Origin of the sequence: Yaniella halotolerans DSM 15476 (assembly GCF_000420805.1) — a bacterium.
Classification (GTDB): Bacteria; Actinomycetota; Actinomycetes; order Actinomycetales; family Micrococcaceae; genus Yaniella; species Yaniella halotolerans.
In genome coordinates, this window is sequence record NZ_ATVQ01000001.1 from 218,732 (window position 1) to 234,867 (window position 16,136).

The following is a 16,136-nucleotide window of genomic DNA, read 5'->3' on the forward strand; positions in this document are numbered from 1 at the left end:
AGAGGCCACCTTTAGCGGCTTAAATGCCTGTTTTGGTGTTAGCCTGGTGTTGTGTTGAACATCGAAAAATTTATGCTGCTCACCGTCCCACACCGTTCAGTCCTGAACGGGGTTGAGTCGTTGTTCGTCAAAGCACGGACGGCTCTAACCCTCCTGGAGTTTGAACGCTCTGAGACCCTTTCCTTCGCGCCGGCGGATGCCACCAAGGCTTGGGATTATGAGAATCCCTTGATCAAAGTGGATGAAGCGCGCACTCCAGAAGCTGTAGGGCTCAATGGCGCTTTCAAAAAGCTGGGTAAATTTCATGACAAGCGGGTCTCGGCCGCGCTCGGCAACAAGAAATTGGATCCTGCCGACGGCGTGCTCGAAGAATTCGCTCGTCAAGGCATACTGACCAAAGACTCCAAAGACTACAAGCTGGTCGCAGACGATGCGCTCGAGGTCGTTCTTGATGATCTCGGCTTAGCATTGCGCGGGCAACGTTCCGTTGGAAAACAAGACCGGGTCTTGCTGGAAGTGATCGAGGCGATCAACGCGACACAACTGCTTCTGGGCTCGACGCAACCCAGTTGGTCGATGCAACAGTTCAGTGAACAGGTCCACCAGACGCCGTCAGGTCACCCTGTGGTAGCGCAACTCGTGCGTGATACCTCGTCAATGACGGGGCTGATGGAACAGTCCAAATTGGTGGCAGTATCCGAGAAATCTCCAGCCTAGAGCTGAACTGAGGGATCGTAGCCGGCTTCGCGCAGTGCTTCAAGCACTTGCTCGGAGTGGCCTTTCCCGCGGATCTCCATGTCGATAGTGATATGCACTCCGCCCATCGTGAGCCCTGCTCCCACGCGTGAGTGATCTACACGCGTCACATTCGCATCATTTTCAGCGATGATGCGTGAAATATTCTGTAGCTCACCTGGTCGATCACGCAGGGCAATCTTGACCGTGAGGAACCTGCCTGCTGAACTTAGCCCGACTTGAATAACCTTCAGCATGAGCATCGGGTCAATATTGCCGCCCGATAGGACGGCGACGGTGGAATCCGATTCGATGCCGAGTTCTTGTAGCTTACCGGTCATCAATGCTGCGACAGGTGCTGCACCTGCTGGTTCAACCACCATCTTTGACCGTTCCAGCAAGAACACGATGGCTGCCGCAATTTCATCGTCGGTGACGGTTACAACCTCGTCACAGTACTCTCGGATGATGTCGAAAGGCACTTCGCCAGGTCTACCGACCGCGATACCGTCAGCGATGGTTGCTACGTTGTCGAGTGAGACGGGCTTGCCCGCTACGAGCGACGGCGGATATGCAGCAGCCTTTTCTGCTTGCACCCCGATCACGTTGATGTGGCGTCCTTGGTGGCGTGCGTATTCTTTGATGGCGATCGCTGTTCCAGCCAGGAGACCACCACCTCCGATGCTCAGGAGCACGGTATCGACATCAGGCTGTTGTTCTACGATTTCTAACCCAACGGTCCCCTGACCGGCCACGATCTGTGGGTTATCGAAGGGGTGAATAAACGTGGCACCGGTTTCCTCGGCGTACCGTGCGGCGAGTTCCAAGGCTTCGTCCACGTTGTTGCCTGCCAGAACGACGGTCGCGCCATGATCTCGGGTTGCCTGAACTTTTGGCAGGGCTGCACCTAGCGGCATGTAGATGCGTGCTTCGATACCTAGCTTCGAGGCTGCCAGAGCAACACCCTGTGCGTGGTTACCAGCAGAGGCAGCGACCACGCCTTTGGCTTTTTGCTCGGCGGTCAGAGATGACATGTGTACATAGGCGCCACGGACTTTGAATGATCCGGCACGCTGGAGGTTCTCACATTTGAGGTGAACCGTTGAATCAGCAATTCGGCCCAGTGCACGCGAATGGTCCATTGAGGTTGCTCGGATGACATCTTTGAGGGTTTCGCGGGCTGCTTCGATATCTTCATATCGAACGTTTGGGATTCCGGTTTCACGAGTTTGCAATTATTTCTCCTGCACAACAATATTCGTCTACGGTCACGCTACCGGTCGGCCGGTGATCGGGAATGCTTTATGGCGACTATGTCGCCGACGGGTCGCTAAGAATTGGGCCAGGGTCGGGGTCCTTTAGCCATGGTTTCCGGGATAGATACTTCACGAACTCATTGATGAATGCCATGACCGGTACCGCAAAGACTGCACCAATCAGTCCCATGGTTGCCGTACCTGCTGCAACAGCCAAGAACACGGCAAGCGGGTGCAAGTTCACAGCTTTACCCATGATCAACGGTTGCAGAACGTTGGACTCTAGCTGCTGTACGCCAAGCACGACAGCCAACATTAGGAGTGCATTCCCCCAATCATTAGCCACCAGTGCCAGCAGTACCGCGACCGCGCCGGTAAGGACTGCACCAACAATCGGGATGAAGGACCCAAGAAAGACGAGGACGCCGAGCGGCATGGCTAAAGGCACACCGAGTAACCAAGCACCCACGCCAATGCCTAATGCATCGACAAAGGCTACGAAGATTTGCACCCGAACATAGGATCCCAGTGCACCCCAGCCGGCATAACCTGCACCATCAACGGCGCGGCGGTGATGCTTTGGAACAAAGTTGAGTAGGAAGCTCCAGATTCTGGGACCGTCTTTGAGAAAGAAGATCAACGAGAACACAGCCATAGCAAAGCCTGCCAGGATGTTAGTCGCGGTGGACCCGAAATCTAGCGCTCCCGATACGATGGCGCCAGAGTTTTCTTGGAGTGTTTGTGCAAGATCAGACAGTAACTCTTGATAGTCCAACGCCTCCAACGACAGCCCCCAGGATTCAATCAGCGCGATAAAGTCACGAACTCCCGCTGCCACTGAAACCTGCATGGTGGCGAATCCCACAGCAAGTTGCTGACCGGCTAGCGTCAATAAGGCCGCAACCACCAAGATCAAGGCGGCTGTCAGGAGCAGCGAGGATAAGACCGCTGGGACTTTGAGTTTGAGAAAAAACCTGTGTGCCGGTTGCAAGAGAGTGGCTAGTAGTGCTGCAACGAGCACCGGAATGATGAGCAGCGAAATATGTGACAACAACCAGATGGCTACCGCACTCATTATAATGATCAGCAGCATCCGCCATGACCATCCGGCAGCGACGACGACACCGTAGGGCAAATCCGCCGCGAGTTTTTCTTGAACACGCGTTGACAGTGACGCCTTCTGCTTCGGGGCGTCCGACTGTGGCTGGTCGCCCGGTGAGGTTGATGGGGTGGTCAAGCATTCTCCTTATATCCAGCTACTGTCAAGAGACATCCTCGGGCTCTTGACGACAAGCTATATTCCCTCAGAATATAACGGTGGCCGGTCCACGTTGGAACCGGCCACCGTTATCAAAGAGAACTGGCAAACGCGAGGAGTCTTAGTCCTGGTTAAAGATTGCCAAGATGCGCAGAATCTCAATGTAGAGCCAGATCATGGTTGCAGCCAGGCCGAAGGCAGCAGTCCAGGAGTAACGCTCCGGTACGCCTGCACGAACTCCCTCTTCGATCGAGGTGAAGTCCATAACCAGTGAGTACGAGGCCATCACAACGGCCAGCAGGCCGATGACAATACCGAGCCAGCCGGAACGCATACCGAACATACCGTCGATAGCGCCGGTGATCATCAAAACGAAGTTCAGGAGGCTAAAGACCAGGTAGGAAACCATAGCGATCATGAAGATGCGGTTCATCTTCGGTGTCGCACGCACCTTGCCAGAACGGAAAAGCGCCAGAACCACGGCGAATACCGACAGGGTTGCAAGAACCGCTTGGAATACGATTCCTGGCCACTGCAGCTCAAACATCGCGGAAATCCCACCAAGGAAGATTCCCTGTGCGACCGCATAGATGGAAATCATGACTGGTGAGGGTTCGCGTTTAAACGCATTGATCAGTCCGAAGATGAAACCAACTGCGAGCGCGAGGAAGTAAATACCAGCGTTATTAACTGGGTTGGCGAAGGTCCAGCCGAAGACTGCACCTGCCACGATCATCAAGAAGACGAGGCTTGAACGGTTGATGACCGAGCCGAAGGTCATACGACCTGTGTCGGCGGCGGTGGCCGAAGGCTGCTGGTACATCTGGGACAGCTGGTCCGAGCTCATGGTGGCCCCAGCTTGTTGTGGGAGACCAGCGGCTGACTGCCCACCTGCAGCACCGTATGGCTGCTGTTGGTAGCCTTGTGCCTGCTGGTAGCCAGCGTGCTGCTCTTGTTTAGCCTGCTGAACGGGGCCTTGAAAAGCCTTGGAACGGAATACGGGGTTGGGCATGCCCATCCTTTCTCGACAATCCCACCGACTAGTTGTTCAGCGGGCATATCACAATCTTCCTCTAGCCTACTGTGACAACCTGGGTATTGCACACCAATCGGTCATGATTTTCACAGAAATTGCACTGCCAGTCGCTGTTTGTAGGTCGCTAGTGCCACGTAAGCTAATGGCGTGCTTGTTCGTCTCGCTGTACGCAGGTTGCAGACCTGCATGCGGCAGACCTTTACAGTGGATTTCTTCTGCCCGTAGCTCTTCGAAGGATCACCATGACTCAGCAGACCGGCGGCCCAAAACGGAAGTCGAAAGTCCCCCGGTACATCGGGCCGATCGTCATTTTGCTTCTGGCAATTGCTGGAGCGGTCTACGGAGTGTTATGGTCGCAATCTTATAATCAGCCTGACTGTTGCCCGGTTGACGAAGAATACCTTCAATAAAGACACTTCGCATGAAAATGCAGGGTCTCACACCCGTGTGGCACCGCTGTGAGACCCTGCTATAAGACCTACTGTGAGTTAGCTACTACTTGCTGTAGTTGTAGAATCCTTTGCCACTCTTACGCCCGAGATTGCCTTCCTCAACGAGCTTGGACAATACGGGGCTGACTTCTTTGACCAGGTCGTCATGTGGTTCGGCTGCAGCAAGCGATTGGATTCCGTGGTTGATGTCGACACCCACCAGATCCATGAGCGTAAACGGTCCCATCGGGTGGCTGAGGCCTTCTTTAACCGCGGTATCAATGTCTTCGATCGACGCATAGCCTTCTTCATAGAGGTGGAGCGCCTCGCCCACGATAGCCATCAGAATGCGGTTCACAATGAAACCGAAAATTTCTTTTTCTACCACCACTGGAGTTTTCCCGAGGGCTTTGACCAATTCCAGAGAACGGTCCATGGTGTCTTTACCGGTGTGCTCTCCTCCAACAACTTCGACCAGAGTCATTTGTAGGACCGGGTTGAAGAAGTGCACATTGCATACTCGTTCGGGATGTTTCAGTCCCTGAGCCAACTTCGACGAAACAATCGACGACGAGTTGGAAGCCAGCACAGTCTCTGGTGCCGCTACAGCATCAAGTTCGGCGAAAAGCTGCTGCTTAATCTCGAGATCTTCAACGATCGCTTCCACCACAAAGGAAGAGTTCTGTACTGCATGATCGCGGTCGGTGGTGAACTCGAGGTTCTGGAATCCAGCGTCAACGGCTTCTGTGCTCATGCGTTGGCGCTCAATCAAACGGGCGGTGGACTTCTGCAACTGTTGGTGTGCTGTGTCGAGGACGCGTTCTTCAACATCGACCAGATAGGTATGAAAACCGCTCATCGCCGTGACGAAGGCTATCTCGCGGCCCATCGTGCCGCCGCCAATAACTGTGATTGCAGATTCTTTCATGTGGCTGTTCCTTCTTTCGCTATCAATTCTTCGAGCATCATTCTACGAACCGAGTCTGGATACAACACTTCACACACTGAGTATTATCTGACAGACGGGTCTGCAAAGACGCCTACTCACCGGGAGTTTTGTGTTGGTTTAAGAATACTTTTCCGTCTTCCGGAATCGGTGCAGGCCTACCGTCCGCTCCAACGTAGATATAGACGACTTGCGACTCTGCGCTGAGTTTGCCCGACTGGAACGCAGACTCGCGCAGCGTGAACGAACTGTTTCCAATACGCTCTACCTCGACGCTGATTTCAACGTCCGGCGTCAAGACAAGTTCCCGGTGAAACGTGACGGTATATTCTTTGATGAGCAAGGGTGGTAGCTCACCTGACTCAGGGTCATGAAACGCAGCGAGCAGTTCTTGTCTCGCTTGCTGAAACCATGCTGGTAAAACCGTGTTATGGATGTGTCCGGCCGGACCGAGGTCATCAATTCTTGGTCGAATAGTTGCCGTGAGCAAAGAAGCTCCTTCTGTGTGTGGTCAGTGATCCATAAAACCAACTACGATCCAAAAATACTAGTCACCATCCTCGAAGAGTTTGGATTCCAGGGACCTCCTTTTTGAATGCTCTTCCGTCTCATCGTCAAGCAGCAGTCCAGCTCCACTAGGATTGCTATCGCACCCCCGTCTGACAGAAGAGGTACGTGTGACAATGGAAGCAATCAGAACCACCATGGCTCAGGTGGAAATTTCGCAGATGCTACAGACATGGATTGCAGACAATGCTCAGCGCATAGATTCCGGGGAAGTGAATGCACGTGAGGCGCTGCCACAACTTGCAGACGAATTGCTTGTTGATATGGGAGCTCCACTCAATAAAGAGGGCGGGCTTGTAAAGCAGGCCGAGGTCTTAGCCTCACTGGCGCAGCGTTCGCTCAGTGTCCCCTTTGGGCTGTGGGGCCACCGCATGGTGATCGAGTTCCTCGAGCTGGCTGGTGGCATCTATGCGCAGTCGGTACTTCCCGGATTACGTGCGGGTACAACTCCAGGAGCTTCGGCGATGGCGCCTGGCTATAAGTCACTGGCCGGTGCTGGCGATCTCCATCTACGACTATCTGCGGGCGAGGGCGCAAAGCTGCGCCTATCAGGTCACATTGGTTGGGCTTCCAACCTCTATGAGGACGCCATCGTTGTTGCGCCCGCCTATGGCCCCAACGTCATCGACCGGCACGGCGTGCAGGGTGGTGTGATCGTCGCATTTGCACTCAATGCGCCCGGCATAGAGATCGGTCCACAGCTCGATATTTTGGCAATGCGAGGTACCGCTTCCACCTATGTGACACTTCAGGATGTCGAAATCAGCACAGACCAGATCCTGACCCGTGACTTCTCCGCGTTCCTGCAACAAACCCGTCCAACACTGAGCATATTGCAGGCCAGCTTGTGTGTAGGCTTGGCCACCGCAGCCTATGAAAGCGCCCTGCACAATGCAACGGGTTTCAACGATGTCTTACTGGATGAAATCCAGGACCATGGCGACCAGTTGGCTTCAGCGAAACGGCAGCTGATACAGCTTGCCACGTACGTGGGTACAGACCAACCACCGCATCCCCGTGATGTCTTAGCACTACGGCTACAAGCCGGGCAGCTTGCCGGAGCGCTGGCGACTTTGGAATTGAAGACCGCTGGCGGACAGGGCTTCGTGACGACCTCGGATACGAATCGTCGGTACCGCGAGGCAACGTTCATTCCCTTGCAAGCACCGTCCGAAGCACAGCTTCGCTGGGAACTGGCCCGAGCATAAGAAAGCCCCTTCGCCACAAAACTTGGGACGAAGGGGCTTGAGGTGTTCGTGCCTCCGATGGGACTCGAACCCATAACACAGCGATTTTAAGTCGCTTGCCTCTACCTATTGGGCCACGGAGGCTGAATCGAACATTACGAGTTTAGCGCATTTCCTACCATTGAGCACAAAATGCAAATCGCTCTGTTCGACCACGCATCGCGGTCCAGCAATTTGTGAGTGGACCGCGATGTTCGTGTCAGCTAGTGCCTAGACATTTTGCGATGTTTTGGCTTCCAAGCTGGTTGGAATGCGTTCAAGACCTGCTGCTTCACGGAAAGCATTATGCGGGGTCTCAAGTTCTTTCAGCTGGGTGGTGTCTTTGCCCCAGATGAGTTCATTGATCCAACCACCGAGAACGCGTGAACTGCGCTCAAAGGTTGGCAGCGCGTAGTTGTGGTAAACACGGTGTCCCAACCAGGCAGCAACGCCAGACAGTTCGATACCCAGTGGGTTACCGACACCTTTACCAACACCCATGCCGGCAACAGTACCGAGGGACTTGTGGTAGTACTCTTCAACGGCGCCTTCACCAAAACGTACAGCCATGAGGTTGTCTGCCAGACGAGTTGCCTGACGACCGGCATGCTGGGCGTTCGGTACGCAAAAGCCGCCTGGGCCATCACCGGTGAGGTCTGGAACGGCGGCGACGTCGCCACAAGCCCATGCGCCTTCGGCTACGCCACCTTCACCGTCAGAAACCTGCAGCGTTGGCGTGACTTCAATGCGGCCACGATCTTCTACCGGGAAGTCCGTCGAGCGTGCCAGTTTGTTGGCTGCCACACCGGCGGTCCACACCAAGGTATCGGCGTAGAACGAGCCAGCATCGGACTGGTCTGACATATTGACCAGCTTCATATGGTTGCCCACAGCCGAGGACAGTGAGGTGTTGAGCAGAACTTCGATGCCGCGTGACCGGAATTCCTCGACCACCGCTTCGGCTTGTTCTTCGGTCACCTCAGGCATGATGCGTCCCATGGCTTCGATCAGCACAATGCGGGCGTCCGACTGAGCAAGACGTGGGTTCTTCGAGATTGCGGTGCGCACGAGGTCTTCGATTTCACCGATGAGTTCGGCACCTGCGAAGCCACCGCCTACTACCACGAAGGTCAGTGCACGGCGACGCTGGTCAGCGTCAGTCATCAGGGCTGCTGATTCGATCCGCTCCAGGATTTGGTTGCGCAAGTAAACAGCTTCTTCAATACGCTTGAGACCGATACCGGCTTCACCGAGGCCTTCAATTGGGAAGACGCGTGAATCGGCACCTGCGGTGACGATGACATCTTGGTACGGCAATTCGAAAGTGGCGCCTTCTGGGCCTTCAATGATCGCTGTTTTCTGAGCGTGCTGAATTTCAACGACCTTGCCCTGCACAACCTCCGACTGGCGCAGGTGACTGCGCAGGTCAACGACTGCGTGACGGCCCTCGATGGAGCCACCAACAACTTCTGGGAGGAAAGGCTGATAGGTCAGGTAGGAGTTTGGATCGACCACGGTGACGATACCGCCGCGGTCGCGAATTTTCTTCTGGAGGCGCTTGGCGATGTTGTAACCGCCGTAACCACCGCCAACAACGAGGACGCGAGGTTTAGGAGATAGATGTGGAGTAATAGCCATAGGCACCACCTTAGTAGGGTCGGATCAAGTTTGTGAAGTTTTTACCAAAGTCACGAGTCGGTCTGTTGACCAGTTCGTTTTTGACGGAGGAATATGGCGGCCGCGATGGCCGCGAACACCAGCACACCAAAGCCAATGACGACGATTGGCTGCACAATATTCGTCTCGTCTGGTTGGTCTGCGGCGACCGGCGGTTCGCTTGGGTACTCGACCGGGCCGGCGACTTCCCGATCCTCGTCAGAACCGCTAGTATCTTCGATTTCACCGCGACGGTGCATCGTGATCCACTCTTGGATGGATCCCATGGGATTGGCATTGGTCTGTTCAACGTCGGCCGTCAATGCCTCGTGGGCGTCGACGATACCGCGACCATAGAGCTTGTCTTGGCCTGCATCACCGGTATCTTCTGCGGTGGAAAGAATGCGATTGATGACTTGGTGGGCAGACATATCGGGATTCTCAGCACGGATGAGTGCAGCAAGTCCCGAAACTAATGGAGCAGCTCCCGAGGTCCCCGACCATTCGGCGTATTCGTCACCGGGAACGGCCCCGATCAGCGGATCTGCGGGCGCGGCGACACCGATGGTAATACCTTGAGTCGAAGCATCCCAGGAGGCGGTCCCGTCTTCGTCAAGGCCGGCTACGGTCAGCACGCCAGGGATCGTCGCTGGCGCACCAACCACATCAGAGCCGGATGCCCGGTTGCCGGCGGCAACTACCACCACTACGTCGTTTTGCTCAGCGTGGAGAAAGGCGTCATCCCAGGATTCTGGCCAGTCTTGTTCGGTGGATGCCAGGGAAATATTGATGACGTCGACGCCCTGGTCCACAAGCCAGGTCACCCCGTCGGCAATTTGCTCGTCGACGGAGGGAACATCTTCCACGGTGTCGTCCAACAGGACCGAAACAGACAGCAGTTCAACTTCTGGTGCGGTGCCTAGAATTCCATCGGTGCCGTATTCATCAATGGGGGCGAGTTCTTCTGGTTCCTCGGAGGCTTCATCATCCGATTCCTCGTCAGATTCGTCGCCTTCAGAATCTTCGTCGTCTTCGGTTTCGGGAGGATCACCGTGGCCGTGTCCAGCAATCAGTGAGGCAACCATGGTGCCGTGATTCGGGTCCGGGCCCATGGATGTGGTGCCGTCGGCCTCTCCGGTGCCGGATGCGTCATAGCCTCCGGCAACCTGTCCTGTGAGGTCCTGATGTGAATCGTCAATGCCGGTATCAATGACGCCAACGGTCACGTCTTCACCGCGTGAAGTCTCCCACGCAGTGGTAAAGCCGTAGTCGTCCAACCAGTACTGTTCGTCGCGCCAGGAGTCTGCAACGGCGGGGGTGGCAAGTAGCGTGGTCAGCGCAATACCGGTCAACCCAGCAAGTGCCTTTTTGTACATCGTTACCTCAGCAGTGACAGGGCGATGCCGTCCAGAATGTCTTTCTCACTGGTGATTGCCGTTGTCACGGTGTTGTTTGTGGCTGTGCGGATATGGTCCAGCAGCTGGGCCCAGATGACGGCTCCTGCACCGATGACGTCGATGCGACCTTCATGCATGAAGCCATACTGGCTACGCTCGGTGGTGGTTTCACCGATGAGTTGCTGAGCAGTCTCGGCCAGCTGTTCGATGTCGATTTCTACGCCGTGGATGGCTTCGGGATCATAGCTTTCAAGCCCGAGTGCTGCCGCGGTGATCGTGGTGATCGTGCCCGCCACACCCACAACGGCATCGAGGTTCGTGAAATCGAATTCATCCGGTGCCAGCTCAGCCAGTCGCTGTGTCAGATCATTTTGGGCCGCTGTGATCTGTTGTTGGGTTGGCGGGTCATCAAATTGGTACCGTTCGTGAAAGCGCACACAGCCAACGTCCATTGAAGTCTGCGCGGTAATCTGTGCGGTACCATCGCCCGGATCGATGGTTCCCAAGACGATTTCGGTAGATCCGCCCCCGAGGTCTACGACGGCTACTCGAACGGGGCGGTCCCAGCTCGAAGTATCCAGCGCGGACGCAGCACCAGAGAAAGTCAGTTGAGCTTCAACTTCACCGCTGACGACTTCGGGAGTCGCATGGAGGCGTTGGCGGATACCAGAAACAAACTCATCACGGTTTGAAACGTCCCGGGACGCCGATGTGGCGATAAAGCGGGTGGGGTGAGCGCCATGCCGGGTGATTTCACGAGCATACTCATCCACCGCAGCAAAAGTGCGTTCCAGTGCTTCCGGTGCGAATTCACCGGTTTCGTCGACACCTTGGCCAAGGCGCACAATACGCATATCCCGGTGGAGCTCTTCAATGCCCTCCTTGGTTTCGCGTGCAATCAGGAGGCGAATCGAGTTTGTGCCAGCATCAATGGCCGCAACTGGGCCGGTACCAGCCTCGTCATACTGGATGGGGTTGGTTTTCCCTGCCCTACGCAGACGACGCGTGTGCCGTGACAGGTCTTTTTGTGGAGCGTCACCTTCGATGTTCCAGGCACCCTCGCAACGGCAGACCGTCGGATCAAATTCATCACGCATCATAGCGAGAGCTTCGTCGCCCAGCGGGTTCGCTCCAGGCCCTTCGGCCAGGGCATGGCCAACAAGTACGTGCACACATTTCACACGTTCCGGCATGCCACCAGCGGTGATCCCGGCAATTTCTGGGACTGGTCCAACGCCGGCGGCTTCGCCGACCCGAGCGCGTGCGGATAAGTACTGTTCATGAGCAGAGCGGTACGCCTGTGCAAGTTCTGCGTCGTCGGCCAGCCGTTGTGTCATATCGTCCATCACTCCGGCGTTTTCCAACCGAGATGCAGCTGCGGTGGCGTGCGGGTGGGACAGATAAAACGTGGTCGGAAACGGTATCCCATTGCTCAGTCTGGGAGCGGTGGTGGCTACCAACGGATTACCACAGACACAGCGAGCACCGATTTCAGCGACATCACGAACGGGGCGCCCGAGTTGCCTCGATAAGGTATCAAGATCTTGGGCGGTTGGTTGTTTCTGGTTGGTCACGTGTTTCCTTTATTCCTGACCGGATGACAGGACTGAACCCCAGAGGCGGTCTGCCCAGCCCTTCTCAACGTCTTCATCGAGCGGAGCAATCCCTGGTTCGGTTTCCGCTAGTTTGTCTTCTTCTTGTTCATCATCGAGCACCAGGTACTTCCGCTCCCCCGGCATCACCATGTTGAAGCGTTCTCTGGCCTGCTGTTGCACAAAAGCAGGATCATTCCAGCGCTTTAGTTCGGTCTCGAGTTCTTCCTGGCGTTCTGTTTCTTGTTTCAACTGCTGCTGAGCGTGTGTGATATCAGCCTGCTGCTCTAGTAACAGTTGCAGGGGTTGTGCCATGATGAGCGCGGCAATAAACAGCACTGCGAGCAGCGCCACGGCACGTCCTGAAAATTGGCGAGCCGGTTCGGGGCGATCTTCGAATGATTCAGCCCGGTCGGCTCGATCCCAAATATCGTCATCGATCCGTTTGGTCTTGCGCTGCTTTGATGTGCTCTTCGTATTTTTCGACGAAGCTAGCAGTCGTTCACGCATTTTAGAGCGCGGCGCAGGTTGTATTCTTTCGTCAGTTTCTGGCTCTGGTGTGCGTTCCCGTTTCCCCGGCTTCTTTTCCGGGTCAGTCCCGGCATTAATTTTGGTGACGGATGCGGGTTTATCAATGATGACTGCCTCGTCCGCGGCGTCTTCTTCTGGCGTGTTCTCCGCGGGTTGTTCCGGCGGCACATTTTTTGGCATGCGCGGTTTCTTCGGCACCGTATCGTCACCTCCCAGCAGCTGGTTGCAGTCTAACTAGTGTAGTCGCCACCGAGGCGATTCAGCTGGCTCCAACACCGTATGTGCCAGGTATTCTCAGTCAGCGTTCAGAATTGCTATGTGTTCTTAACAGACCGACACCGCGTCTGGAGGTTTTCCAGCCGCGGTGTCAGGGTCTGGACGTCTTAGCGAGCTAGACGTGGAAAAGCTGCGGCGCCGGCGTAGCGTGCCGTGTCACCGAGTTCTTCTTCAATGCGAAGCAACTGGTTGTACTTTGCGACGCGGTCAGAGCGTGCCGGTGCACCGGTTTTGATTTGACCGGCGTTGGTGGCAACCGCTAGATCAGCGATAAAGGTATCTTCGGTTTCACCGGAACGGTGTGAGATAACGCAGGCAAAGGTATTGGTTTGGGCCAAACGAATCGTTTCGAAGGTTTCGGTCATCGTGCCGATCTGGTTGACCTTGACCAACACCGAGTTACCTGCCGCTTCATCGATGCCACGTTGCAAGCGGGTGACGTTGGTGACGTAAAGGTCATCGCCAACCAGCTGGACTTTGCTGCCGAGCTTGGCGGTCAACTGTGTCCAGCCTTCCCAGTCCTGCTCATCTAGTGGGTCTTCAATGGAGATGATCGCGAAGTCTTCAACGAGCTGGGCGTAGTACTCAATCATGGCAGCGGCGTCACGCTTTTCGCCTTCGAAGGTGTATGCGCCATCGCTATAGAATTCGGAGGACGCAACGTCGAGGCCCAGTGCGACATCGTCGCCCACGGTGTAGCCGGCTTTTTCGATAGCTTCGACGATGACTTCAAGTGCCTGGCGATTCGAGTCGAGTTCCGGTGCGAAGCCACCTTCATCGCCCAATCCGGTACCCAGGCCTTTTGCCTGCAGAACGGCTTTGAGGCTGTGATAGATCTCAGTACCCCAGCGCAGTGCTTCAGCAAAGGAGGCAGCACCAACTGGCAGGACCATGAATTCTTGGATATCAACGTTGGTGTCTGCGTGTGCGCCACCGTTGAGAATGTTCATCATCGGTACCGGCAGGACGTGTGCGTTGGCCCCGCCGAGGTACTTGAACAATGGCTGATCGGTCGAGGCTGCGGCAGCATTAGCTACCGCCATGGAGACGCCCAAGATGGCATTCGCACCGAGGCTGGATTTGTTTTCGGTGCCATCGAGGTCGAGCAGAACCTGATCAACGTCACGCTGTGAGGTGGCGTCGACGCCATACAGAGCATCGGCAACCAGGGTGTTTACCGAGTCGATTGCTCCCAGCACACCTTTACCCAGGTAGCGGTCTTTGTCGCCATCACGACGTTCTACAGCTTCGAATTCACCGGTTGAGGCACCCGATGGAACTGCGGAGCGTCCCAGGGAACCGTCGGTGAGCAGCACTTCAACTTCAACGGTTGGGTTGCCGCGCGAGTCCAAAATTTCACGTGCATGAATGGCATCAATAAAAGCCATGAGTGCAATCTCCTTGAAAAAAGTATGGTCACCGTTTGGGTGCCCTCTGACATACAGTCAAGCCCTAGTGTATCGACTGCCGGCTACCTTGCCGATATTTTATGAGGTTGTGGCAGACCTACTGGTTCGTCTTGCCAGTTTTGTTCGCAATATCACACTGCAAGTGGCGACTGTAGTGCAACAACTACTCGACAACGAATAACTCTCCTGGTGTGCATGCGAGTTCATCGCATAGTGCCGTCAGCGTAGTGAACCGGATAGCTCGTGCACGGTTATTTTTCAGAACTGATAAGTTCACAACACTGATATTTACACGTCTTGAAAGTTCAGCAAGCGTCATTTGACGTTGCTGCAATATTTCATCCAATCGGCACGTAATGCGATGTTCTTCGGCGTCAGAGGTCATCAAATTGTTCCTTGTTGGTCGCGCGCCAGCTGCCCGGCGCTATGGAACGCCACCTTCACGGCGCCGAGCACCACAATCGCTAGGGCAAATAACCAGAAATGGGCGGGGCTCAAACCCCAGCCATCTTGTGCCTCTAAACCAAGTTCTTGCATAGCGATTCTGGCACCGAGGTTCTGAGCAACACTGGGCAGCACCATCCAGATAACAACACTTGCCAACATCAGGTTGAGACGACGATTAAACGCCATATCAAAAAGTCGTCCTGTTGCGATCCTGCGGATGAACAACGCTGCTGTGATCAAGACAAAGACGAGGCAAAGAGTTTCTAATAGCTGAGCAGATCTGAGCCAGCTGATTGCTGCCATGCCGACTTCCGAGGTGGCCACGTTTAATTGTGTTTCGCCGGCTACAATCAGATTCGAGCCGCTTGGCGCTTGAGATGAGATAGCTCCAGCACCCGCGGTAATGTCTATCGGTACGATCCGCTCTGTGACCTGATGCCAGAATCTGGTCACGCCATCCAACAGCACAAGAATCACCGCAATACCAAACAGCACGATGGTCACATCTAACTTGCGTCGATCGGTCCGGCGGACTGTAAAGGTCGTCTCCATGCATCAAGCATATCGACTTTCGATATTAACGACAATCGATATGCTCAAATTCTTAAAAGTGTATCGAGGACAAAGTTCAGACTTCAAGCGCATGCGTGGCGCGATGCCGAAGGCTATCCTTGTCGATCTATTCGCCCAAGGTGCTGACGTAACTCTGCTTCCAAATCAACGCCGCCCGATCTCGCAATGCGCACAAGTTCAAAGAGCTGCGCCCCAATATCGTCTTGTGTGACGTCGATTTCCAACGTTGTCGCGTCGGGCGATTCGCCGAGTGGATTCTGAGGTTGGCGGCCGGCACGGTCGACGATCTTTCCGGCTGCTGCCAGCGCAGGCAATCCCGGTGGTAGGTTATATATCGATGACGAAGCCGCTGCAAAAGGTTCGTCGGACTTCTCTGCCTGTTTGATCTGTTCCCAGTTCTTCTCGACTTGTTTTACCGTAATCGCCCCGAGCTTGGCATCTGACAGTAATTTTCCGTCTGAAGCAAAGACATGTGGATTGCGGCGAATCATTTTTTCACTGATCGCATCGGCAACATCATTGACGTCGAAAGCCCCAGCTTGCTGCGCGATGGCAGAATGCAGGGTCACTTGAAACAGCACATCTCCGAGTTCTTTACGAAATTCCTCGTAGGTGCCAGATTGCTTCGCGGATTCATCCCATTTGCCGGCTGGGAGCGATTCGATGACCTCAACGGCTTCGTATGCCTCTTCAATGAGGTATTCGGTCAACTGATGATGTGTCAGATCCTGGGTCCAGGGACAGTACTCACGCAGCTGAGCGGTGATCCATACGAGCCGTTGTAGTCCAGTTTCAGACAT

General features: G+C 55.0%; 16 protein-coding genes and 1 tRNA gene. 3 read left to right on the forward strand and 14 right to left on the reverse strand.

From position 1 onward, the window contains the following. The first annotated feature begins 51 nt into the window (after positions 1-51). Positions 52-717: a hypothetical protein gene (locus G583_RS0101045; RefSeq protein ID WP_156832026.1), complete on the forward strand. Its 666-nt coding sequence runs from the start codon at positions 52-54 to the stop codon at positions 715-717. Here the strand turns inward: G583_RS0101045 and ilvA are convergent. The 3 genes from ilvA to G583_RS0101060 form a co-directional block, all read right to left on the reverse strand. After that, entirely contained in the window at positions 714-1,970 is a 1,257-nt protein-coding gene (gene ilvA / locus G583_RS0101050; RefSeq protein ID WP_022869338.1) for a threonine ammonia-lyase, read from the reverse strand. The genes G583_RS0101045 and ilvA overlap by 4 nt on opposite strands. Before the next feature lie 76 nt (positions 1,971-2,046). After that, positions 2,047-3,228, reverse strand: coding sequence for an AI-2E family transporter (locus G583_RS13435; RefSeq protein WP_022869339.1), 1,182 nt, complete (start codon positions 3,226-3,228; stop codon positions 2,047-2,049). Positions 3,229-3,370: 142 nt separating this feature from the next. After that, the gene (locus tag G583_RS0101060) at positions 3,371-4,261 is read right to left on the reverse strand and encodes a Bax inhibitor-1/YccA family protein (RefSeq protein ID WP_022869340.1); all 891 of its coding nucleotides are present in this window, start codon (positions 4,259-4,261) and stop codon (positions 3,371-3,373) included. A 266-nt stretch (positions 4,262-4,527) separates the two neighbouring features. Between G583_RS0101060 and G583_RS16675 the strand changes: the two genes are divergently transcribed. After that, entirely contained in the window at positions 4,528-4,695 is a 168-nt protein-coding gene (locus G583_RS16675) for a hypothetical protein (protein ID WP_022869341.1), read from the forward strand. An 85-nt stretch (positions 4,696-4,780) separates the two neighbouring features. Here the strand turns inward: G583_RS16675 and G583_RS0101070 are convergent, their stop codons facing one another. Together G583_RS0101070 and G583_RS13440 are read right to left on the reverse strand one after the other, a co-directional pair. Continuing rightward, positions 4,781-5,644, reverse strand: a complete 864-nt coding sequence (locus G583_RS0101070; protein WP_022869342.1) for a 3-hydroxyacyl-CoA dehydrogenase family protein — start codon at positions 5,642-5,644, stop codon at positions 4,781-4,783. A 112-nt stretch (positions 5,645-5,756) separates the two neighbouring features. Further along, positions 5,757-6,152: an acyl-CoA thioesterase gene (locus tag G583_RS13440; RefSeq protein ID WP_022869343.1), complete on the reverse strand. Its 396-nt coding sequence runs from the start codon at positions 6,150-6,152 to the stop codon at positions 5,757-5,759. Between the two features lie 193 nt (positions 6,153-6,345). Between G583_RS13440 and G583_RS0101080 the strand changes: the two genes are divergently transcribed. Continuing rightward, the gene (locus tag G583_RS0101080; protein ID WP_022869344.1) at positions 6,346-7,437 is read left to right on the forward strand and encodes an acyl-CoA dehydrogenase family protein; all 1,092 of its coding nucleotides are present in this window, start codon (positions 6,346-6,348) and stop codon (positions 7,435-7,437) included. A 49-nt stretch (positions 7,438-7,486) separates the two neighbouring features. On the opposite strand, the gene G583_RS0101085 is transcribed toward G583_RS0101080, so the two are convergent. The 9 genes from G583_RS0101085 to G583_RS0101125 all read right to left on the reverse strand — a co-directional run bounded on the left by G583_RS0101085 (position 7,487) and on the right by G583_RS0101125 (position 16,136). Next, a tRNA-Leu gene (locus G583_RS0101085) sits at positions 7,487-7,560 on the reverse strand. Between the two features lie 126 nt (positions 7,561-7,686). Next, on the reverse strand, positions 7,687-9,093 hold the full coding sequence (locus G583_RS13445) for an NAD(P)/FAD-dependent oxidoreductase (RefSeq protein WP_022869345.1): 1,407 nt from the start codon (positions 9,091-9,093) through the stop codon (positions 7,687-7,689). Positions 9,094-9,143: 50 nt separating this feature from the next. After that, entirely contained in the window at positions 9,144-10,487 is a 1,344-nt protein-coding gene (locus G583_RS0101095) for a S8 family peptidase (protein ID WP_022869346.1), read from the reverse strand. Between the two features lie 2 nt (positions 10,488-10,489). Next, positions 10,490-12,082: a DUF501 domain-containing protein gene (locus tag G583_RS0101100; RefSeq protein WP_022869347.1), complete on the reverse strand. Its 1,593-nt coding sequence runs from the start codon at positions 12,080-12,082 to the stop codon at positions 10,490-10,492. Positions 12,083-12,091: 9 nt separating this feature from the next. Continuing rightward, positions 12,092-12,811, reverse strand: a complete 720-nt coding sequence (locus G583_RS16095) for an FtsB family cell division protein (RefSeq protein WP_022869348.1) — start codon at positions 12,809-12,811, stop codon at positions 12,092-12,094. Between the two features lie 203 nt (positions 12,812-13,014). Next, positions 13,015-14,295 carry a phosphopyruvate hydratase gene (eno, locus tag G583_RS0101110; RefSeq protein WP_022869349.1) on the reverse strand — a complete coding sequence of 427 codons (1,281 nt, stop codon included), beginning with the start codon at positions 14,293-14,295 and terminating at the stop codon, positions 13,015-13,017. Positions 14,296-14,479: 184 nt separating this feature from the next. Continuing rightward, entirely contained in the window at positions 14,480-14,701 is a 222-nt protein-coding gene (locus G583_RS0101115) for a helix-turn-helix domain-containing protein (protein ID WP_022869350.1), read from the reverse strand. Beyond that, positions 14,701-15,315 (reverse strand): hypothetical protein, encoded by a 615-nt coding sequence (locus G583_RS0101120; RefSeq protein WP_022869351.1) that lies wholly within the window; start codon positions 15,313-15,315, stop codon positions 14,701-14,703. The genes G583_RS0101115 and G583_RS0101120 overlap by 1 nt, the downstream gene beginning before the upstream one ends. A 113-nt stretch (positions 15,316-15,428) precedes the next feature. Next, a complete protein-coding gene (locus G583_RS0101125; protein WP_029629149.1) occupies positions 15,429-16,136 on the reverse strand; it encodes a MazG nucleotide pyrophosphohydrolase domain-containing protein in 708 nt (235 codons plus the stop codon).